Origin of the sequence: Salinibacterium sp. NG22 (assembly GCF_015864925.1) — a bacterium.
Lineage (GTDB): Bacteria > Actinomycetota > Actinomycetes > Actinomycetales > Microbacteriaceae > Rhodoglobus.
The window spans coordinates 48,176-65,048 of sequence record NZ_JADYWG010000003.1; the positions used below are offsets into that span (position 1 = coordinate 48,176).

Annotated in this window: 19 protein-coding genes; 7 read left to right on the forward strand and 12 right to left on the reverse strand. The window is 61.3% G+C overall.

The window, feature by feature from the left end:
* Positions 1-25: 25 nt before the first annotated feature.
* The 3 genes from dapA to I6E81_RS13240 are packed head-to-tail and all read right to left on the reverse strand — an operon-like array spanning position 26 to position 2,400.
* Complete coding sequence (dapA, locus tag I6E81_RS13230) at positions 26-1,000, reverse strand: 4-hydroxy-tetrahydrodipicolinate synthase (RefSeq protein ID WP_197108723.1); 975 nt, start codon at positions 998-1,000, stop codon at positions 26-28.
* Between the two features lie 9 nt (positions 1,001-1,009).
* Positions 1,010-1,561, reverse strand: coding sequence for a dihydrofolate reductase (locus I6E81_RS13235; RefSeq protein ID WP_231604387.1), 552 nt, complete (start codon positions 1,559-1,561; stop codon positions 1,010-1,012).
* A 29-nt stretch (positions 1,562-1,590) separates the two neighbouring features.
* The gene (locus tag I6E81_RS13240; protein WP_197108725.1) at positions 1,591-2,400 is read right to left on the reverse strand and encodes a thymidylate synthase; all 810 of its coding nucleotides are present in this window, start codon (positions 2,398-2,400) and stop codon (positions 1,591-1,593) included.
* Between the two features lie 134 nt (positions 2,401-2,534).
* Between I6E81_RS13240 and I6E81_RS13245 the strand changes: the two genes are divergently transcribed.
* Both I6E81_RS13245 and I6E81_RS13250 read left to right on the forward strand, forming a co-directional pair.
* A complete protein-coding gene (locus tag I6E81_RS13245) occupies positions 2,535-2,960 on the forward strand; it encodes an OsmC family peroxiredoxin (RefSeq protein WP_197108727.1) in 426 nt (141 codons plus the stop codon).
* 2 nt (positions 2,961-2,962) lie between these two features.
* Complete coding sequence (locus tag I6E81_RS13250) at positions 2,963-3,874, forward strand: TIGR01777 family oxidoreductase (RefSeq protein WP_197108729.1); 912 nt, start codon at positions 2,963-2,965, stop codon at positions 3,872-3,874.
* A 28-nt stretch (positions 3,875-3,902) separates the two neighbouring features.
* Here I6E81_RS13250 and I6E81_RS13255 read toward each other — a convergent pair whose 3' ends face one another.
* Positions 3,903-4,358: a hypothetical protein gene (locus I6E81_RS13255; protein WP_197108731.1), complete on the reverse strand. Its 456-nt coding sequence runs from the start codon at positions 4,356-4,358 to the stop codon at positions 3,903-3,905.
* Positions 4,355-5,110 carry a 4-hydroxy-tetrahydrodipicolinate reductase gene (gene dapB / locus I6E81_RS13260; RefSeq protein WP_197108733.1) on the reverse strand — a complete coding sequence of 252 codons (756 nt, stop codon included), beginning with the start codon at positions 5,108-5,110 and terminating at the stop codon, positions 4,355-4,357. The genes I6E81_RS13255 and dapB overlap by 4 nt, the downstream gene beginning before the upstream one ends.
* Before the next feature lie 70 nt (positions 5,111-5,180).
* Between dapB and I6E81_RS13265 the strand changes: the two genes are divergently transcribed.
* Complete coding sequence (locus tag I6E81_RS13265) at positions 5,181-5,720, forward strand: GNAT family N-acetyltransferase (RefSeq protein WP_197108735.1); 540 nt, start codon at positions 5,181-5,183, stop codon at positions 5,718-5,720.
* Between the two features lie 68 nt (positions 5,721-5,788).
* Here the strand turns inward: I6E81_RS13265 and I6E81_RS13270 are convergent, their stop codons facing one another.
* Together I6E81_RS13270 and I6E81_RS13275 are read right to left on the reverse strand one after the other, a co-directional pair.
* A complete protein-coding gene (locus I6E81_RS13270) occupies positions 5,789-6,391 on the reverse strand; it encodes a histidine phosphatase family protein (RefSeq protein ID WP_197108911.1) in 603 nt (200 codons plus the stop codon).
* A gap of 18 nt (positions 6,392-6,409) precedes the next feature.
* Entirely contained in the window at positions 6,410-7,780 is a 1,371-nt protein-coding gene (locus tag I6E81_RS13275; RefSeq protein WP_197108737.1) for a pitrilysin family protein, read from the reverse strand.
* A 310-nt stretch (positions 7,781-8,090) separates the two neighbouring features.
* On the opposite strand from I6E81_RS13275, the gene I6E81_RS13280 reads away from it, so the two are divergent.
* Entirely contained in the window at positions 8,091-8,681 is a 591-nt protein-coding gene (locus I6E81_RS13280; protein WP_197108740.1) for a TetR/AcrR family transcriptional regulator, read from the forward strand.
* 181 nt (positions 8,682-8,862) lie between these two features.
* Here I6E81_RS13280 and I6E81_RS13285 read toward each other — a convergent pair whose 3' ends face one another.
* On the reverse strand, positions 8,863-9,855 hold the full coding sequence (locus I6E81_RS13285) for an aldo/keto reductase (protein ID WP_197108749.1): 993 nt from the start codon (positions 9,853-9,855) through the stop codon (positions 8,863-8,865).
* 192 nt (positions 9,856-10,047) lie between these two features.
* On the opposite strand from I6E81_RS13285, the gene I6E81_RS13290 reads away from it, so the two are divergent.
* Complete coding sequence (locus I6E81_RS13290) at positions 10,048-10,572, forward strand: YbhB/YbcL family Raf kinase inhibitor-like protein (RefSeq protein ID WP_307784171.1); 525 nt, start codon at positions 10,048-10,050, stop codon at positions 10,570-10,572.
* 99 nt (positions 10,573-10,671) lie between these two features.
* Here I6E81_RS13290 and I6E81_RS13295 read toward each other — a convergent pair whose 3' ends face one another.
* Together I6E81_RS13295 and I6E81_RS13300 are read right to left on the reverse strand one after the other, a co-directional pair.
* Entirely contained in the window at positions 10,672-10,857 is a 186-nt protein-coding gene (locus tag I6E81_RS13295) for a hypothetical protein (protein ID WP_197108761.1), read from the reverse strand.
* A gap of 198 nt (positions 10,858-11,055) precedes the next feature.
* Positions 11,056-13,305 (reverse strand): polyribonucleotide nucleotidyltransferase, encoded by a 2,250-nt coding sequence (locus tag I6E81_RS13300; RefSeq protein ID WP_197108769.1) that lies wholly within the window; start codon positions 13,303-13,305, stop codon positions 11,056-11,058.
* Between the two features lie 320 nt (positions 13,306-13,625).
* Between I6E81_RS13300 and I6E81_RS13305 the strand changes: the two genes are divergently transcribed.
* Positions 13,626-13,808 carry a DUF5302 domain-containing protein gene (locus I6E81_RS13305; protein ID WP_197108771.1) on the forward strand — a complete coding sequence of 61 codons (183 nt, stop codon included), beginning with the start codon at positions 13,626-13,628 and terminating at the stop codon, positions 13,806-13,808.
* A gap of 32 nt (positions 13,809-13,840) precedes the next feature.
* Here the strand turns inward: I6E81_RS13305 and I6E81_RS13310 are convergent, their stop codons facing one another.
* Positions 13,841-14,473, reverse strand: a complete 633-nt coding sequence (locus I6E81_RS13310) for an FMN reductase (protein ID WP_197108773.1) — start codon at positions 14,471-14,473, stop codon at positions 13,841-13,843.
* A gap of 53 nt (positions 14,474-14,526) precedes the next feature.
* On the reverse strand, positions 14,527-15,642 hold the full coding sequence (locus tag I6E81_RS13315) for an LLM class flavin-dependent oxidoreductase (RefSeq protein ID WP_197108774.1): 1,116 nt from the start codon (positions 15,640-15,642) through the stop codon (positions 14,527-14,529).
* A gap of 207 nt (positions 15,643-15,849) precedes the next feature.
* On the opposite strand from I6E81_RS13315, the gene I6E81_RS13320 reads away from it, so the two are divergent.
* Entirely contained in the window at positions 15,850-16,815 is a 966-nt protein-coding gene (locus I6E81_RS13320) for an alpha/beta hydrolase (RefSeq protein ID WP_197108776.1), read from the forward strand.
* Positions 16,816-16,873: the final 58 nt, after the last annotated feature.

Sequence of the window (16,873 nt, forward strand, 5' to 3'; positions counted from 1 at the left end):
CAGAGCCTACCCCGCGTGGGTGAACCTAGCGGGTTGCCCCGGCAATCTTGGGAAGGGCTCCCCCGGCCGCGGCATTGCGGTCAGGGCGAAAGTTGGACAGATCGAGCCCCTTGATACCCGAGACGAGAGCCAACTCGTCTTCGATCAGGGCTGCCTCAGCATCTTCGGGGCCCACGAGCGGCAAGCGCACGCGCGGACTCGAAATACGGCCGAGACCGTGAAGGATGTATTTGGCTGCAACCGTGCCGGGTACGTGAGTCATCGCAGCGCGCACGAGTGGCTCGAGAGCTTGGTGGGCAGCCGTTGCGGTTGCAAGGTCGCCAGCATTGACGGCATCCACGATCACGCGGTACGGCGCTGGCGCGATGTTGGCCGTCACGCCGATAAGGCCAGAGGCACCGATCGACAAGTGCGGCAAGACGTTGGAGTCGTCACCGGAGAAGTACATGAGGTCAGTCTGGTTGAGCACGCGGCTCACCTCGCTGAAGTCACCCTTGGCGTCTTTGACGGCGAGAATGTTGGGGTGCTTGGCGGCACGAAGAATGGTTTCGTACGTGATCGGGATTCCCGTGCGGCCCGGAATGTCATACAAGATCACCGGCAAATCAGTCGCGTCCGCAATCATGCGGAAGTGCGTGAGCACACCGGACTGAGTGGGCTTGTTGTAGTACGGCGTGACGATCATGACGCCGTCAGCGCCCGCCTTCTCGCTCGCTTTGTAGAGCTCGATGGCGTGTGCGGTCTCGTTGGAGCCACCGCCCGTAATGATCTTGGCGCGCCCACCAGAGACTGACTTGGCCACCTCAACGAGCTTGATCTTCTCGGGATCAGTGAGCGTGCTCGTCTCCCCCGTGGTGCCCGTGACGACGATGCCGTCGGCCCCAGAGGTGATCACGCTATCGATGTGCTTCTCTACATCGGCCCAATCGACTTCACCCTCAGAGGTGAAGGGCGTAATGAGCGCAACAAGGACTTGGCCGAAGGGATTCTCTTTAGTCACCCCTCTAGGCTACCGCTGCTGAGGCTCTTGGTTCTCGTAACGCAAAAATCGGTACCGGAGATCGGTGGATGACGTGTGCCAGCCGTCGACCGGATCGGTGGCGGCGAGCATCCACTCGTCATCGAGCGCGGGTGCCACTGTTTCACCATCGAACGTGGCGGCGATCTCGGTAATCTCCACACGATCGGCATGATCAAGGACTGAGGAGAAGATCTCCGCTCCCCCGATAACCCACACGGTGTCCAGTGCGCCGGTGGCATCAGCGTCAGCAGAAACGGCGGCCCCGGAATCAGCGGATGCCGCAGCCAGCTCAATCGCCGCGTCAACGCTGTGCGCGACTTCGGCTCCGCTCGCGGCCCACGTTTCTTGGCGAGTAACAACGATATTGCGTCGCCCTGGCAGTGGGCGAAACCGTGGATTCAGGGAATCCCACGTCTTGCGCCCCATGATGACGGGGCTGCCGAGGGTGAGTTCTTTGAAGTGTTTGAGATCTTCGGGCAAGTGCCACGGCATCGAGCCGTCATGACCGATGATTCCACCGGCGGACTGTGCCCAGATCAAGGCGACAGAGAAAGCGCGGCCGTTACCGCTCACACTGCGACCGGGGCTTTGATGGCCGGGTGGTGCTCATAGCCGACAACCTCGAAGTCTTCGAAGGTGTAGTCGAAGATGCTCGCTGGCTTCGTAGTGATCGCCAGCTGCGGTGCCGCAAAAGGTTCGCGAGAGAGCTGTTCGGTTACTTGCTCAACGTGGTTGTCGTAGATGTGGCAGTCGCCGCCCGTCCAGACGAAGTCACCGACCTCGAGACCGGTCTGCTCAGCGACAAGGTGAGTGAGCAGCGCGTAGCTCGCAATATTGAAGGGCACACCCAAGAACAGGTCGGCACTGCGCTGGTAGAGCTGGCAAGACAGCTTGCCGTCTGCAACATAGAACTGGAAGAACGCGTGACACGGCGCAAGAGCCATCTTGGGGATATCGGCGGGGTTCCACGCCGTCACAATCAACCGACGGGAATCGGGATTGTCCTTGATTTGCTCAATGACCTCGGAGATCTGGTCGATCTGCTCACCAGACGGTGTCGGCCAGGAGCGCCACTGAACCCCATAGACGGGGCCAAGCTCGCCGTCGGCATCCGCCCATTCATTCCAAATGCTGACGCCGTTGTCGCGCAACCATGACACGTTGCTTTCGCCGCGCAAGAACCACAACAGCTCGTAGGCGATCGATTTGAAATGCACCCGTTTAGTCGTGATGAGAGGAAACCCCTCGGCGAGGTTGAATCGCAGCTGACGCCCGAACACACTGCGTGTGCCCGTGCCGGTGCGGTCGCCCTTAGCTACGCCGTTCGCGAGAGTGTCGCGCAGCAGGTCTTCATATGGGGTTGCGATCGTGGATGCCATCGAACCAATAGTACTGAGTGCACCGTGCGTGGCGCCACGGTCCGGCAGCGCGGCGACCGGCACCGGTTTCACACGGCTTTCTCATGCGCGCTGCATAGCCAACGCATAGTGTTGAGATCGACGAAAGGACAGCAATGCCTGTTACGAGCGAAGCAACAACTCTCTGGTTCGGCGACCTCTTCAGCGGCAAAGGAACCACGTCGTTGGATTCCTCTGACGCCGCAGAATTCCCCGTTACCTGGGCCGCACGATCCGAAGGTCAAGAAGCAACAACGAACCCCGAAGAGCTTTTGGGTGCTGCCCATTCTGCGTGCTTTGCAATGGCGTTCTCTAACGGTCTCGCCGAGAACGGCACCCCGGCAGAAAGTCTTCAAGTCACTGCCGCTGTGACGTTCGATCCCGCCGAGGGCATCACCGGTAGCCACCTGCTGGTGAGCGCCAAAGTGGCGGACCTCAGCGAAGACGACTTTCAGCGATTGGCAACCGAAGCCAAAGAAGGTTGCCCCGTCTCACGGGCGCTGACCGGCATCCCCATCACCCTCGAAGCGAGCTTGGCCTAGCCATGAACGAGCCAGCTCCCCGTCCCCCGATTTCACGAGTCCTTGTTGCCGGCGCGTCTGGCTACATCGGAACAGAGCTGGTAGCCCAACTCACCGCGGCAGGATTCGAAGTGATGCAGCTTGTGCGTCGCGAACCGACTGCCGAGGGCGAATACGAGTGGGATCCACGAGCGGGCACGGCGGATGAACGGGCCATCGAGCGCGCAGACGCCGTCATCAACCTCGCTGGTGCGTCCACGGGCAAGCTCCCGTGGACGCCCAGCTATAAGCGCGAGATTCTGCGGTCGCGCGTTGACGGCACGCGAGCACTGGCCGAAGCTATTCGCCGCGCCTCGAATCCGCCCGTGGTGTTTCTCAGCGGGTCGGCCGTTGGCTACTTTGGCAGCCGCCCCGGTGAAGTGCTCACCGATGAGTCGAGCAAGGGAACAGGATTTCTCAGCGACGTCGTCTACGCCTGGGAGCAAGCAGCGCGGCTAACGCCGAGCACCACGCGGCTCGTCATGTTCCGCACCGGGATTGTGGTCGGCCAGGGCGGAGCATTCACACCGCTGAATTTCTTGACACGGTTCGGAGTCGGCAGCCGCCTCGGTAGCGGCGCCCAGTATTGGCCGTGGATCAGCCTGCACGATGAAGCCGCGGCTATCATCCATCTACTACGCAGCGACTTTGCCGGTGCCGTTTCGCTCGTCGGCCCTACCCCGGCGACAGCCGAAACTGTCACCACAACACTGGCGCGAAAAATGAAACGGCCACACTGGTTCGTCGTACCCAGCTTTGCGTTCCGGATGCTTGGCGACGCCGGTGAAGACCTCATCTTGGTCGATGAGAACGTTCAATCGCCCACGCTTGCCAGCACGGGGTTCACGTTCCGCCACACGACTATCGAGCAGGCCATCGACGCATTCGTCGAGTAGAGGCGCCCTCGCCGACCAGCGAAGCTAGCTAGGCGGTGGGCGTCGGCTTCGCGCGCGAAAGCGCTACCGCCCGTCGCGTAGCCCAGCGGGCACGCTTGCGGTCGCCACTGGCGTCATACGCGAGCCCCAAGCGCAGCCAAGCGCGCCATGATTCTGGTGCAGCCTCAGCCTCGGAGCGATAGCGGTCGAAAGCGCGATCTGCCGTCGCCGGATCGGGCCGGCCGCTCGGCAAGAGCTCAACCGCCTCATCCGGCAGTGTGCCCTCATTCTCGAGGGTCGTGAGCAGTCGCTCGGCCCGGAAAATGAAAAACAGTTCTGCGGCGAGCGCCCAAAAGCCGATCAGCGGAAGCACGAGCAAAGCCCAGCCCATGACGTTGGCAATGGGTTGATCGATGCGGATGAGCACGATCGAATAGTTGATCACGAAGATCATGTAGAGCGCGAGAAGCGCCACCATGCCCAGTGCGGCTATGCGTGTTTTCATGCGGAGGGTGTGCCCGATGCTGGTGAGAGGTCAATGAGTTGGTCGAGACCCACTGTCACGCCGGTAGCGCTGACCACGGCACGGAGCCCTAACAGGATGCCGGCCTCGTAGGAATCCTGCGACATCGTGCGGTGGTCGATGGTGAGCACTTCGCCTGGACCACCGAAAACGACCTGCTGGTGAGCGATCACTCCCGTCATCCGCAGGCTGTGCACCGGAATGCCGGCGACCTGCTCGCCACGGGCGCGCTGATCGACGTGCGGGGCCAACGCCGGGCCACGCTCCGAGCGAGCATCCGCCATGAGCTCGGCGGTGCGCACTGCGGTGCCAGACGGAGAATCGACCTTGGCGGCGTGGTGGCTCTCGATGATTTCGATCGAGTCGAAATAGCGAGCGGCGGAGGTCGCGAAGGACGTCGCGAGGGCCGAGCCGAGAGAAAAGTTGGGGATGATGACTACGCCAGTCTCGGGAGTCTCCGTCAACGTTGAGCGCAAGCCCTGAACGCGGTCCTCGCTCCAGCCCGACGTACCGACGAGTACGCTCTTGCCGTTGCTGATCGCGAAATCGACAACCGAGGGTGAAACACTCGGCTCCGTGACATCCACCACAATGTCTGCCGCGAGCATCTCGCTGAGTTCAGACCGTGAGTTGAGGGCGGCGACGAGCGAGAAATCAGCAGCAGCCTCTACGACGCCACTGATGTATTTGCCCATGCGACCGGTTGCGCCGACTACCGCTACTTTCGTTGTCATTGTTCAAATCTACCAATCCTGAGCGGGCTCACCGACTACTCCCCCGCTGCGCCGCGAGTACTCTGGTGCTGTGCCACAGTTTCGCTCTCTTCCCGTGACGGATGCCCTCGCCCACGAACTTCTGACGGAATACTTCAGCTACCGCGCTGAGACCTTCCCGACGCCCTCCGGCTATGTCACGACGTTCCCCACGCCGGAACAGTTCTCTGAGCCGCGCGGGGTGTTCCTCGTCATCGAGACGGACCCCGAGCCTGCTGCCGACCCCGAACGTGATGCGAAGCCCACCGTTGCACCGGGAGCATCCGCTCTTAATGCTCAGTCGCAGGCGACCGCACTCGGCTGTGGCGGCATCCGCCAGCTTGAGCCCGGTCGGTTCGAGGTGAAGCACCTGTGGGTGCGCCCCGAGGGTCGCGGTGCGGGTCTTGGCCGCCAGCTTCTCAGCGAACTCGAACGACGAGCACGCGCCTGGGGCGCTACGGAACTCGTACTCGACACCAACGAAAGCCTCGCCGCGGCAGGCGGGCTCTACCGTTCAAGCGGCTTCGAACCGTGCGAGCCATACAACGACAATTCGAACGCCACTACCTGGTATCTCAAGACCCTGCGCTAATCGCTGTGTCTCAGTCCACTGCCACTGCCGCTGCAGCCTTGCGGAGCAGAGCTGTCTAGTAGGGCTGTCTAGTAGGGCTGTTCCGTGGGCAACCCGGTGCGAAGCTCAGCCGGCAAGTGGCCGAGGTCATTGTGCGTGACGAGCACGGGTGGCTTAGCACTGCGCACACGGATGATCGTCAGTCCGCAATTGGCTTGATTGAGGCCGAGCCAGCGCCACTGATCCCCGCCGAGCACTTCGCGCACGAACCACGAAATCACAAAGTTGTGGGTAATCAGAAGGTCATGACGGTCTTCGCGCGCCGGAGTCAAAAACTCGTTGACGGCGTCTTCCATCTGCGCCTGACCAGCGTCGATCTCTTCAGCCGTCACGGAACCAAAGAAGGGCTCAAAGGCTGCGGGCATATCGTGAGTGGGTCCGCTGGGGATGCAGTCCATGAGCAGCGTCGTCGGCTGAGACTCGAGGGCGGGCATCCGCTCGGTCATAATCGCTGCCGTCTCCTCGGCACGCTGCAGCGGCGAATGGAACGCGCGCGTAAAGGGAACCCCGCTCAGTCGTTCGGAGATCGCTTGGGCCTGCCGAACACCTTTGCCCGACAACGGTCCGTCTGGCAACCCGTGCTCTGCGTCCTGCTGCTCTCCGTGCCGTACGAGATACAGGTAATGCGCCATCATCATTCCTTTGCTGATCTAGCTCTGGGCAACGCTGCCGAGAGCAAGCCCTGAGAACATCTCTTCGTTGACGGCCCCAACCGCTGCAATAGAGAGGGGGCGCGACGAGAGTTCGTGAGCAAGTTCTTGGATGTCGTCGGCAGTGACTGCCGAGATGCGGGCAATGGAGGCGTCGAGGTCGACGAACTCACCGAGAGTGAGCTCGCTGCGGCCGAGGCGTGACATGCGGGAATCGGAGTCTTCGAGCGCGAGCGCTGACCCTCCTCGCAGCTGGCCAATCGCGCGGCTGATCTCTTCGTCGGTGACGTGGGCGGTGCCGAGCTTATGAAACTCTTCGAGCATCAGGTCAGTGACCTGGGTTACTTTCTCGGGCGAGCATCCGGCGTAGATGCCAAAAACGCCTGCGTCGGAGTAGCTGGGCGAGAAGGAGTAGACGGAGTAGGCAAGCCCGCGCTTTTCGCGCACCTCTTGGAAGAGTCGCGATGACATGCCGCTGCCCAGGATCGAGTTCAACACCGTGAGCGTTGCGCGACGACTATCGGTCGCCGAGAGGCCTTCGACACCGGCGATGATGTTGGCCTGCTCGATCGGACGATGCGTGACGTGCAGTCGCTGGCCAGGGGTCAGCACCGGGGAAAGGGCGCTACCCGGAAGGTCGCGACGGGCCACCGGGGCCGCTTCTGTCGAGAGGTCCCAGCCTGCCGCCACGAGGCACGACGTAATAGCGGCGACAAGTTCATCGTGGTCAACAGCCCCCGCGACCGTAATAACGAGGTCTTGCGGGCGGTAGTTGGCTTGGTAGTGATCCCAGACGGCATCGCGCGAGATCGCATTGATCGTCTCAGGGCTTCCCCCAATAGGACGGCCGAGCGGATGCGCGCCGAAGACGGCCTCAAAGTAGCGCTCGCTGGCAACATCCGTGGGATCGTCGTCGGCCATCGCCAGTTCCTCAAGGATGACGCCGCGCTCATTAGCGAACTCGGTGGGATCGATGAGGCTTGAGGTGAGCATGTCGCCAATGACGTCGATAGCCATCGGAAGGTCGATGTCTTGCACCTTGGCGTAGTAGCAGGTGTATTCCTTGGCCGTCATCGCGTTGTGCTCGCCGCCGACAGCGTCGAAGCTCACGGCAATGTCGAGCGCCGAGCGAGAGGCTGTGCCTTTGAACAAGAGGTGTTCAAGGAAGTGGGTGGCGCCGAACGTCTCAGGATGCTCGTCACGGGAGCCCGCAGCGACCCAGTAGCCCACAGTGGCGCTGCGCGCTCCGGGTACTTGCTCGCTCAGAATGCGCACACCGCTCGGCAAAACAGTTCTACGAACGAGACTGTCACCTGTTGCGGTGAACGACAGTTCGGGAAGGTCAAGAGGAAGAATTACAGCGTCGCTCATCACCACTGAGCCTACGTCATTTGTGTCTCTCCTGAGTCAGCGGCTCAAATGTGGTCGGATTCCGTCCCCCAAATTGGGGTGTAAAAAAGGGGACAGACAGACTTGTCTGTATGTCCTCATATGCTAATGTTCTTTGTAGGCACCCGAAGCCGACAACCCATCATCCGGACCCGAACCGGTTGATGTAAACCACATAACCCAGACCCGAATCCGGGTTATGAAACAAACCGCATCGCTTGGACCCGAATCTAGCGATGCACATAGTGGGGACAGTTCCTGATCCGAACCTCCACGGAAGGAGTGCGCTGCGATGGTATTTGAGACACCAGAGACCGCGCAGCGCGCTCCGGCCAAAGGCCGCATCTTAGAGACGGCCAACACCCTCTTCTACCAAGACGGCATTCTGAACGTCGGTGTAGACCGCATCATCGCCCAGTCGAGCGTGACCAAGGCAACCTTCTATAAGCACTACCGCTCAAAAGACAACCTCATCCTTGAGTACGTCAAGAGCCGCCGTGCCGCCGTTGAGGCCGAAGTTCAGTCGATCATCGACAATGCCGCCTCACCGCACGACGCCGTTCTTGGCCTCCTGGAGTCAGTCGCCGCCGAACTCACTAAGCCCGACTTCCGCGGATGCCCGTTCCTCAACGTTGTCGCGGAATTCCCCGACCCCACCCACCCGGTTCGCCTGCTGATCGCTGATCACCGCGACTGGTACAACGAGTCGCTGTACGAACTTATGCGCGCCGCAGAGCACCCCTTTGCCGGCGACGCCGCTGACGAGCTCATGCTCGCCAAGGATGGCGCCCTCGCCGGTGGCTACGCTGGCGACACTATCGCCGCCGGCGCCGCAATGGCTCGCGTCATCAAGCGCGTGCTCTCTGACGCCGTCAAGGTCTAGCCAGCCAGTCCCGCACCCACAGAGGCGCACTGGTCTCCTGAGCTCGCTAGTTACGCGAAGGCGCCCGTCGCATGAAGGCGTCAGCCGTATGACGGCGATAGCGGCACGACGGCGATAGCGGCACGACGGCGTCTGGGGCAGAGCGTGCTCGTCACCGTCGCGCGCTTGTTCCTGACACGCGTTAGTAGTGAGAAACGCGGTCAAGCTCCGCTGACTGATGCCGCGTCAATTGCACCCGCGCCGCTGCAATCAGCTCGGGGACCTGTTCGGCACGGCTAGCGCTGACCACCGGCGCTACAACGCCAGGCTTGTTTAAGAGCCAGGCCAGAGCGATCGTCGCGACACTCTCATCTTGCTCTTCGGCGACTCCGTCGAGAGCATTCAGAATTTTGATGCCACGGCGACGCAAGTACTGTGCCGCATCGTGGCCGCGCGAGTTGAGCGCAAGATCGGCACGCTGCCGATACTTGCCGCTTAAGAATCCACTGGCGAGCGCGAATCGGGGCATCACGCCAAGCCCCTGAATCGCTGCCACATGCGCGAGCCCCGTTTCGTACTCGTGACGGTGAAGAAGATTGTAGTGCGCCTGTACCGCGACCATGGGCGCAACCCCCATCTGGCCGCAGGCAATGCGCGCCTGAATGAGTCGGTTGCCCGTGTGATCGGAACCACCGAAGTAGCGAACCTTGCCCTCACCAATCAGTTCGTCAACGGCGAGCAGCGTCTCATCGAAGTCGACACTCTCGTCGTCGACGTGCAAGTACAAAAGATCAATGTGGGATGTTCCCAATCGCGCAAGCGAAGCATCCACTGAGCGCTTGATGGCGTCAGCTTCCATGCCTGGGTTGTCGCGACTCTTCCCGACCTTGGTTGCGACCACAATCTGATCGCGGTTGCGGCGGACGCGCATCCACTTTCCGATCATGAGCTCGCTGCGGCCAGACGCGTAGGAGTCTGCGGTGTCGATGAAGTTGCCTCCGCCGTCGGCAAAAGCATTGAGAATCGAGGCGGTCGCGGCATCATCTGCGGTCCAGCCGAAGATGTTTCCACTGAGCGCAAGAGGGAAGACACGGAGGTCAGACGACCCGATGACGCGGGTAGAGAAATGCTGCCCGGTTACTGGACGCGCGCGAGTGGAACCCGTCAGTGATTGCGTCGGGTGCACTTGCGTCATAACGGCCTCCCACAAGGCTTTTGGTAAGAATATGTCGCCATGGGAGTGAATGGCGGGAGGACAGACAGATCGTTATTAGTCCGTGTCGAAAACCGTCATTTTCGCGTCACACACCCCTCGAAAGTGTCGTCTGCGCATCATTCTCGCCATACTGGCCACAGCGCCGTTTTTGCTATCGAGAGGACCGTCACCGTGAATGACCCCAATTGGAAACTGCCCGCAGTACCCACCTTTGAACTCGAGAGTCCCGATTTCGAAGAGGGTGGCACACTCCCCCAGTGGGCCCGTTCAGGGATTGCGAACGCCGGCGGCGAAGATCGCTCCCCCACACTGCATTGGCACGGTTTCCCCTCCGGCACCAAGAGCTTCGCACTGACGGTCTTCGACCCCGACGCCCCCACCGGCAGCGGCTGGTGGCACTGGGCCGTCTACAACATCCCGGCCTCCGTTGAGTCGTTGCCCCAAGACGCCGGCAATCCGGATGCCCAGCTCATGCCCCATGGCGCGATCACCCTTCCCAACGAACTGCGGCTCACCTCGTTTCAGGGAGCGGCCCCTCCGGCCGACCATGGGCCGCACCGCTACGTCTTTACCGTGAGCGCCCTCAACGTCGAACGTCTCGACGTGCCAGAAGGAAGCACCCCGGCCATGCTCGGCTTCGCACTGCGCGACTTCATCGTCGCGCGCGCGCAACTGATTGGCGTCTCGAGTACCTAGAGGATAGCTAGCGCCTGAAGCGCGCAGCAGCCAGTGCAGGCACGACAAACATCCCGTATCGGAAATACGGGCAATCGAGAGAACGCGAAAGTCTCTGAGTTAGGTGTTGCGGCGGTAGTAATGCGGAACGCGTTCGTAGCCTCGGCTGCGCATCTTCGCAACAACCACGCAAACGACCACGACGAAAACAACAATGCCGAGGGCCACCCACAAATACCATGCGGTCTCTAGCCAAATGAACATGTCGCTCATGAAGGCATCAAGAGGTGTAGTGATTCGGGTCACTCCCACACAATAGCGTGATCGCCCCCCCGAAGCGGCACCCCAACGAAGGGCAGACAAGGGTGACTACCCCTGTCTTGCCTGCATTCCGATCAGACAATTTTTCGGCGGTGCACGATCGCGGCGGCGAGACTCACCGTTAACGACACAGCGCCCCTTCTCGTCGAGAAGGGGCGCTGTGTGATGTACGTCTAGCGGGACTTAGCTTTCGTCAGCGGGAGCCGCTGCTTCTGCTTCAGTCTCTTCCAAGACGGGAGCAAGCGAGAGCTTGCCACGGTCATCAATCTTCGTGATCTCAACCTGAATCTTCTGGCCGACTCCGAGAACGTCTTCGACGTTCTCAACACGCTTGCCACCGGCAAGCTTGCGAACCTCAGAGATGTGCAGCAGTCCGTCCTTGCCCGGGGTGAGCGATACGAATGCACCGAAGGTAGCGATCTTGACGACCGTACCCAAGAAGCGTTCGCCAACCTCAGGGTTGAGCGGGTTCGCGATGGCGTTGACCGCCGCGCGTGCAGCCTCGGCAGAAGGACCATCGACAGCGCCGATGTAGACGGTTCCGTCATCCTCAATCGAGATGTCGGCTCCGGTGTCATCCTGGATCTGGTTGATGTTCTTGCCCTTAGGGCCAATCAGCTCACCGATCTTGTCGATCGGAATCTGAACCGAGATCACGCGAGGCGCCGTGGGGGCCATCTCGTCGGGAGCGTCGATTGCAGCGTTGATCACCGAAAGAATCGCGGTACGCGCTTCCTTAGCCTGCTTGAGCGCTCCGTCGAGAACCGACGAAGGCAAACCAGCGAGCTTGGTGTCGAGCTGGATAGCGGTGATGAATTCGCTCGTACCGGCAACCTTGAAGTCCATGTCACCGAGTGCGTCTTCAGCACCGAGGATGTCGGTGAGAGCTGCGTAGCGCGTAACGCCATCAACTTCATCCGAGATCAGGCCCATGGCGATACCGGCGACGGGTGCGCGCAGCGGCACACCAGCGTTCAGCAGCGACAGAGTCGACGCACAAACAGAACCCATCGACGTCGAACCGTTGGAGCCGAGAGCCTCGGATACCTGGCGGATCGCGTAAGGGAAGTCTTCACGAGCAGGAAGCACCGGTGCGATAGCGCGCTCGGCAAGGAAGCCGTGCCCGATCTCGCGACGCTTCGGGCTACCAACGCGACCGGTCTCACCAGTCGAGTAGGGCGGGAAGTTGTAGTGGTGCATGTAGCGCTTCTTGGTCACTGGTGCCAGTGAGTCAATCTGCTGCTCCATCTTGAGCATGTTCAGCGTGGTGACACCCAGGATCTGAGTCTCGCCGCGCTGGAAGATTGCCGAACCGTGAACGCGAGGAATGACCTCGACCTCAGCATCGAGCGCACGAATGTCGCTCAAGCCACGGCCGTCGATACGGATGCCCTCGGTGAGTACGCGGGTACGCATAACCTTCTTGCTGACGGCCTTGTACGCTCCGCCAACCATGCCGAGTACGTCTTCGCTGAGTTCTTCAGCGTCAACCTTGGACTGAACCTCAGCCTTGACGCGAGCCTTGAGCTCGTCGTCAGCGGTCTGGCGCTCGATCTTGTCAGCGATCTTGTACACGTCGCGAAGCTCAGCTTCAGCGATTTCGCTGACCGCGTTGTACGCCTGGTCGGAGTACGGCGGGAAGAGCTGGAACTCGGCAACAGGCTTGGCAGCCTTGTTGGCAACCTCGAGCTGAGCCTTGACGAGCTGCTTGAGGAAGGGCTTCGATGCTTCGAGGCCCTGAGCAACAACAGCCTCGTCGGGCTTCGTTGCGCCAGCCTTGATGAGCTCCCAGCTGTTCTCGGTAGCTTCTGCCTCAACCATCATGATGGCGATGTCTTCTTCACCCTGGTCGTTGGTGACCATGCGGCCAGCAACGGTGAGGTCGAAGACAGCGTCAGCAAGCTGGCTGTGCTTCGGGAAGGCAACCCACTGGTCGTTGATCAGAGCCATGCGGATGCCGGCAACCGGACCATAGAACGGAAGTCCTGAGATCTGGGTGCTGAGCGATGCGGCGTTGATCGAGAGCGCGTCGTAGAACTCGTCCGGAGCGATGCTCAGAACGGTGATGACGATCTGAACTTCGTTGCGGAGGCCCTCAACGAAGGTCGGACGCATCGGACGGTCAATGAGACGGCAGACGAGGATCGCTTCCGTGGAGGGACGACCCTCGCGACGGAAGAAGCTGCCGGGGATCTTGCCCGCTGCGTAGGAACGCTCTTCAACATCCACAGTGAGTGGGAAGAAGTCGAAGCCTTCGCGCGGGTGCTTGCCAGCGCTGGTCGCGCTCAAGATCATTGTTTCTTCGTCGAGGTACGCAGCGACGGCACCCTGTGCCTGCTGAGCGAGTCGACCGGTTTCGAAGCGCACGGTGCGCTTGCCGAACTTGCCGTTATCGAGAACGGCTTCGGCGAATGTGATTTCTGGACCCTCCATGCGGGGGTTTCTCCTTTGTTTTACGTCGCGCACCCGTGTGGTGTGCGACTCGTCAAGGAGCAGGAGCGGGCAGAAGGACGCGATGGTTCATGCGCATGCCTAGAGTGGCGGCGCATGTCTGGCCAACAGTAGAAAGCCTCCGAACGACTCGGAAAATTACCACCGGTGACCAGCTTCTTGCCAGCCTGCTCCGTGCGTTGCCCTCTAACTAGCAGGACAACTCCCATAATCGTAGCACCGGGGGCCTGTGAAGCCCCAGAGATTGGTGCGCGACACGGACCAGGCACAGATTGTCATGCAGGTGGCCTACGCTGACGAGTATGGAACCCACAGAAGAAACACCCTCTGCGAGCGAAGAAAACAAGCGCAGGTTCCGCGAGGCGCTTGATCGCAAGCAGGGCAAGCAGACCGACCGGCCGGGACACCTGGATGCTGAATCAGCTATCCAAGGCACCCACGACCGGGCCGACCACAAACGCGATTTCCGCCGCAAGACCGGGTAACTGCACCGCGACGGATTAACGCAGACACGTTGTTATTGCGCTCCGAAGCTGCCGACAGGGCTAAAGCCCTCCGGCAGCGCAAAGGGGTCAATCACGCGGTCTGAACGATCGGAGACCGCGGCGAGCGCCGCAAGTTCTCCCGCCGCACGAGTGATTCGTGCCGGAAGAGTGCTCGAGGCACTACCGGCACCACTACCCCAGTCGGCAGATGCCGCATACACGCCGGTTGGTACAGCCACGGCGTGCAGGTAGCTGAATAGCGGTCGCATCGCATAGTCGATCGCGAGTGAGTGCCGATCGGTACCGCCGGTCGCGCCCAGTAGTACCGGCAGGTCCGTGAGTGATTGCGGGTCGAGCACGTCGATGAATGACTTGAACAGCCCGCTGTAGCTCGTGGTGAAGATGGGCGTGACGGCGATGAGCCCGTCAGCGCCGGTAACTGCGGCGATTGCTTCGTCGAGCTTCGTGCTCGGAAAGCCCGTGAGCAGATTGTTTGTCACGTCGTGTGCGAGGTCGCGCAACTCGATGACGGTCACCTCGGCATCGACACCACGTTCGCGCAGGTTGTTGACGGTTGCTTCGGTGAGACGGTCGGCGAGTAGTCGGGTTGACGAGGGCTGGCTGAGGCCAGCGGCGATGACGGCAATCTTCTTGACGTCGGACATGATGAGCTTCTTTCTGTGGATCTGACGGTGTGGATGCGCGGCGGGCCGCGAAACTAGACCGTCGCGGGGGCGTCGGCTGCGGAGGCGGCGAGAGCCGCATCACGCTTGGCGACGAGAGATGCGTGGGTTGGGGCATCCGGAACCTCGGCCGGACGGTTGGTGGCAAACTCCTTGCGAAGGACGGGAACGACCTCTTCACCGAGAATGTCGAGCTGCTCGAGAACTGTCTTGAGCGGCAGGCCAGCGTGATCCATGAGGAACAGCTGACGCTGGTAATCGCCGAAGTGTTCGCGCATCCCGGCATACTTATCGATGACCTCTTGCGGGCTGCCAACGGCAAGCGGTGTCTGGTCGGTGAAGTCTTCCATTGACGGCCCGTGGCCATACACGGGAGCGTTGTCGAAGTAGGGACGGAACTCTGCCTTGGCCGCCTGCGAGTTGCTGCGCATGAAGGCCTGACCACCGAGACCAACGATGGCCTGGGCCGCGGTGCCGTGGCCGTAGTGCTCAAAACGCTGACGGTAGTAGCTCACGAGGCGCATGTAGTGCTCTTTGGGCCAGAAGATGTTGTTGGCGAAGAAGCCGTCGCCGTAGAACGCGGCTTGCTCAGCGATCTCGGGACTGCGGATCGACCCGTGCCAGACGAAGGGAGGCACGCCATCCAGCGGCCGTGGCGTCGGCTGGAAGCCCTGCAGCGGTGTGCGGTACTTGCCCTCCCAGTTGACGAATTCTTCGCGCCACAGCTTGTGCAGCAGCGAATAGTTTTCGATGGCCAGCGGGATGCCCTCGCGAATGTCTTTGCCAAACCACGGGTACACCGGCCCCGTGTTGCCGCGCCCCATCATGAGGTCAGCGCGACCGTCGGAGAGGTGCTGAAGCATCGCGTAGTCTTCCGCGATCTTCACGGGGTCGTTGGTCGTGATGAGCGTCGTGCTCGTCGACAGGATGAGTTTCTCGGTCTGAGCCGCGATGTACGCCAGCGTCGCGGTGGGGCTTGAGGAGACGAACGGAGGGTTGTGGTGCTCCCCCAGCGCGAAAACATCGAGCCCGACTTCTTCCGCCTTCCTGGCGATCGTCACGATGGCCTTGATGCGCTCGCCCTCACTGGGCGTTGTGCCGTTTGTCGGGTCAGTTGTGACGTCGCTCACGGTGAAAATTCCGAACTGCATGGTGTGCTCCGGTCTCCCAAAATCTGTCTGGATGAATCAGTTATCCGGTTCAACCACGCCGTTTCCCGATAATTCCGGCCCGGTACCGCCACATGGCGGTTAAGGGACTCTGAACGTGGAATGGCTGGCGGTACTGACGCGGAGCCGCCACGCTCTAGCGTGGAGATAGGCCGTCACACTGGCGTGACGCAGACCAATGGAGGTCTCATGACTACGAACAATGTTCATTCCGCTCCCCCGTTCGATGCCGAACTGGCTGCAGTGCTGTTGATCGTGAACGAGCAGCTACCGCCCACGCTCACTCCCGCGATGATCGAGCCTTTTCGGGCCGGGCTGGCTACGCCCGTCGCCGATTTGCTCGAAGGGCGGGCGATCACTCACCGCGAAGAGACCTTCGCTGGTCCCGGTGGGGACCTGCTGGTCTCCATTTTCCACCGCAACGATCACACAGTTGCCGGGCCAGGCATCGTTCACACGCACGGCGGTGGGATGATCATTGGCGACCGCTTCAGCGGCATGGAGACAATGCTCGCCTGGGTCGAAGAATTGGATGCCGTTGTGGTGTCGGTCGAGTACCGGTTGGCTCCCGAGCATCCTGACCCTGCTCCGGTCGAGGACTGCTACGCAACTCTCGTGTGGACGGCGGAGAACGCAGCACGGCTCGGAATCGACGCGACGAAGCTCGTTATTGCTGGTGGTAGCGCTGGAGGCGGCCTTGCTGCGGGCACGACGCTCTTGGCGCGCGACCGCAAGGGACCCGCGCTTGCCGCTCAAATGCTGATCTACCCGATGCTCGATGACCGCAACGAGACGGTGTCGAGCTATCAGATCGACGGCACAGGAGTCTGGGATCGTGGTAGCAATGACACCGGCTGGGATGCCCTGCTCGGAGACCGCCGCAAGACCGATGACGTCTCGATCTATGCGGCACCCGCGCGCGCGACGGACCTCAGCAACTTGCCGCCCGCCTTTATTGACGTGGGCACCTCGGAAGTATTCCGCGACGAAGATGTCGCCTACGCCTCAACCATCTGGGCATCGGGCGGCCACTGCGAACTGCACGTCTGGCCCGGTGGCTTCCACGGTTACGACGCCATGGCTCCTTTCGCCGCCCTCTCTATCGCCACTCAAGACGCTCGCCTCAACTGGTTGCGCCGCACGCTCGGCGTGTAACGAGCCAGCAGGGTCCAGCGCCACCAGTGCCCCTGCGGTTCGAGCGCTGACTGCGACT

Coding starts and splice junctions, on each gene's coding strand:
- I6E81_RS13240 (WP_197108725.1), bottom strand. CDS start 2,400: ATGGCATCCACGATCGCAACCCCATATGAAGACCTGCTGCGCGACACT.
- I6E81_RS13245 (WP_197108727.1), top strand. CDS start 2,535: ATGCCTGTTACGAGCGAAGCAACAACTCTCTGGTTCGGCGACCTCTTC.
- I6E81_RS13250 (WP_197108729.1), top strand. CDS start 2,963: ATGAACGAGCCAGCTCCCCGTCCCCCGATTTCACGAGTCCTTGTTGCC.
- I6E81_RS13255 (WP_197108731.1), bottom strand. CDS start 4,358: ATGAAAACACGCATAGCCGCACTGGGCATGGTGGCGCTTCTCGCGCTC.
- dapB (WP_197108733.1), bottom strand. CDS start 5,110: ATGACAACGAAAGTAGCGGTAGTCGGCGCAACCGGTCGCATGGGCAAA.
- I6E81_RS13270 (WP_197108911.1), bottom strand. CDS start 6,391: ATGGCGCATTACCTGTATCTCGTACGGCACGGAGAGCAGCAGGACGCA.
- I6E81_RS13275 (WP_197108737.1), bottom strand. CDS start 7,780: ATGAGCGACGCTGTAATTCTTCCTCTTGACCTTCCCGAACTGTCGTTC.
- I6E81_RS13280 (WP_197108740.1), top strand. CDS start 8,091: ATGGTATTTGAGACACCAGAGACCGCGCAGCGCGCTCCGGCCAAAGGC.
- I6E81_RS13285 (WP_197108749.1), bottom strand. CDS start 9,855: ATGACGCAAGTGCACCCGACGCAATCACTGACGGGTTCCACTCGCGCG.
- I6E81_RS13300 (WP_197108769.1), bottom strand. CDS start 13,305: ATGGAGGGTCCAGAAATCACATTCGCCGAAGCCGTTCTCGATAACGGC.
- I6E81_RS13305 (WP_197108771.1), top strand. CDS start 13,626: ATGGAACCCACAGAAGAAACACCCTCTGCGAGCGAAGAAAACAAGCGC.
- I6E81_RS13310 (WP_197108773.1), bottom strand. CDS start 14,473: ATGTCCGACGTCAAGAAGATTGCCGTCATCGCCGCTGGCCTCAGCCAG.
- I6E81_RS13315 (WP_197108774.1), bottom strand. CDS start 15,642: ATGCAGTTCGGAATTTTCACCGTGAGCGACGTCACAACTGACCCGACA.
- I6E81_RS13320 (WP_197108776.1), top strand. CDS start 15,850: ATGACTACGAACAATGTTCATTCCGCTCCCCCGTTCGATGCCGAACTG.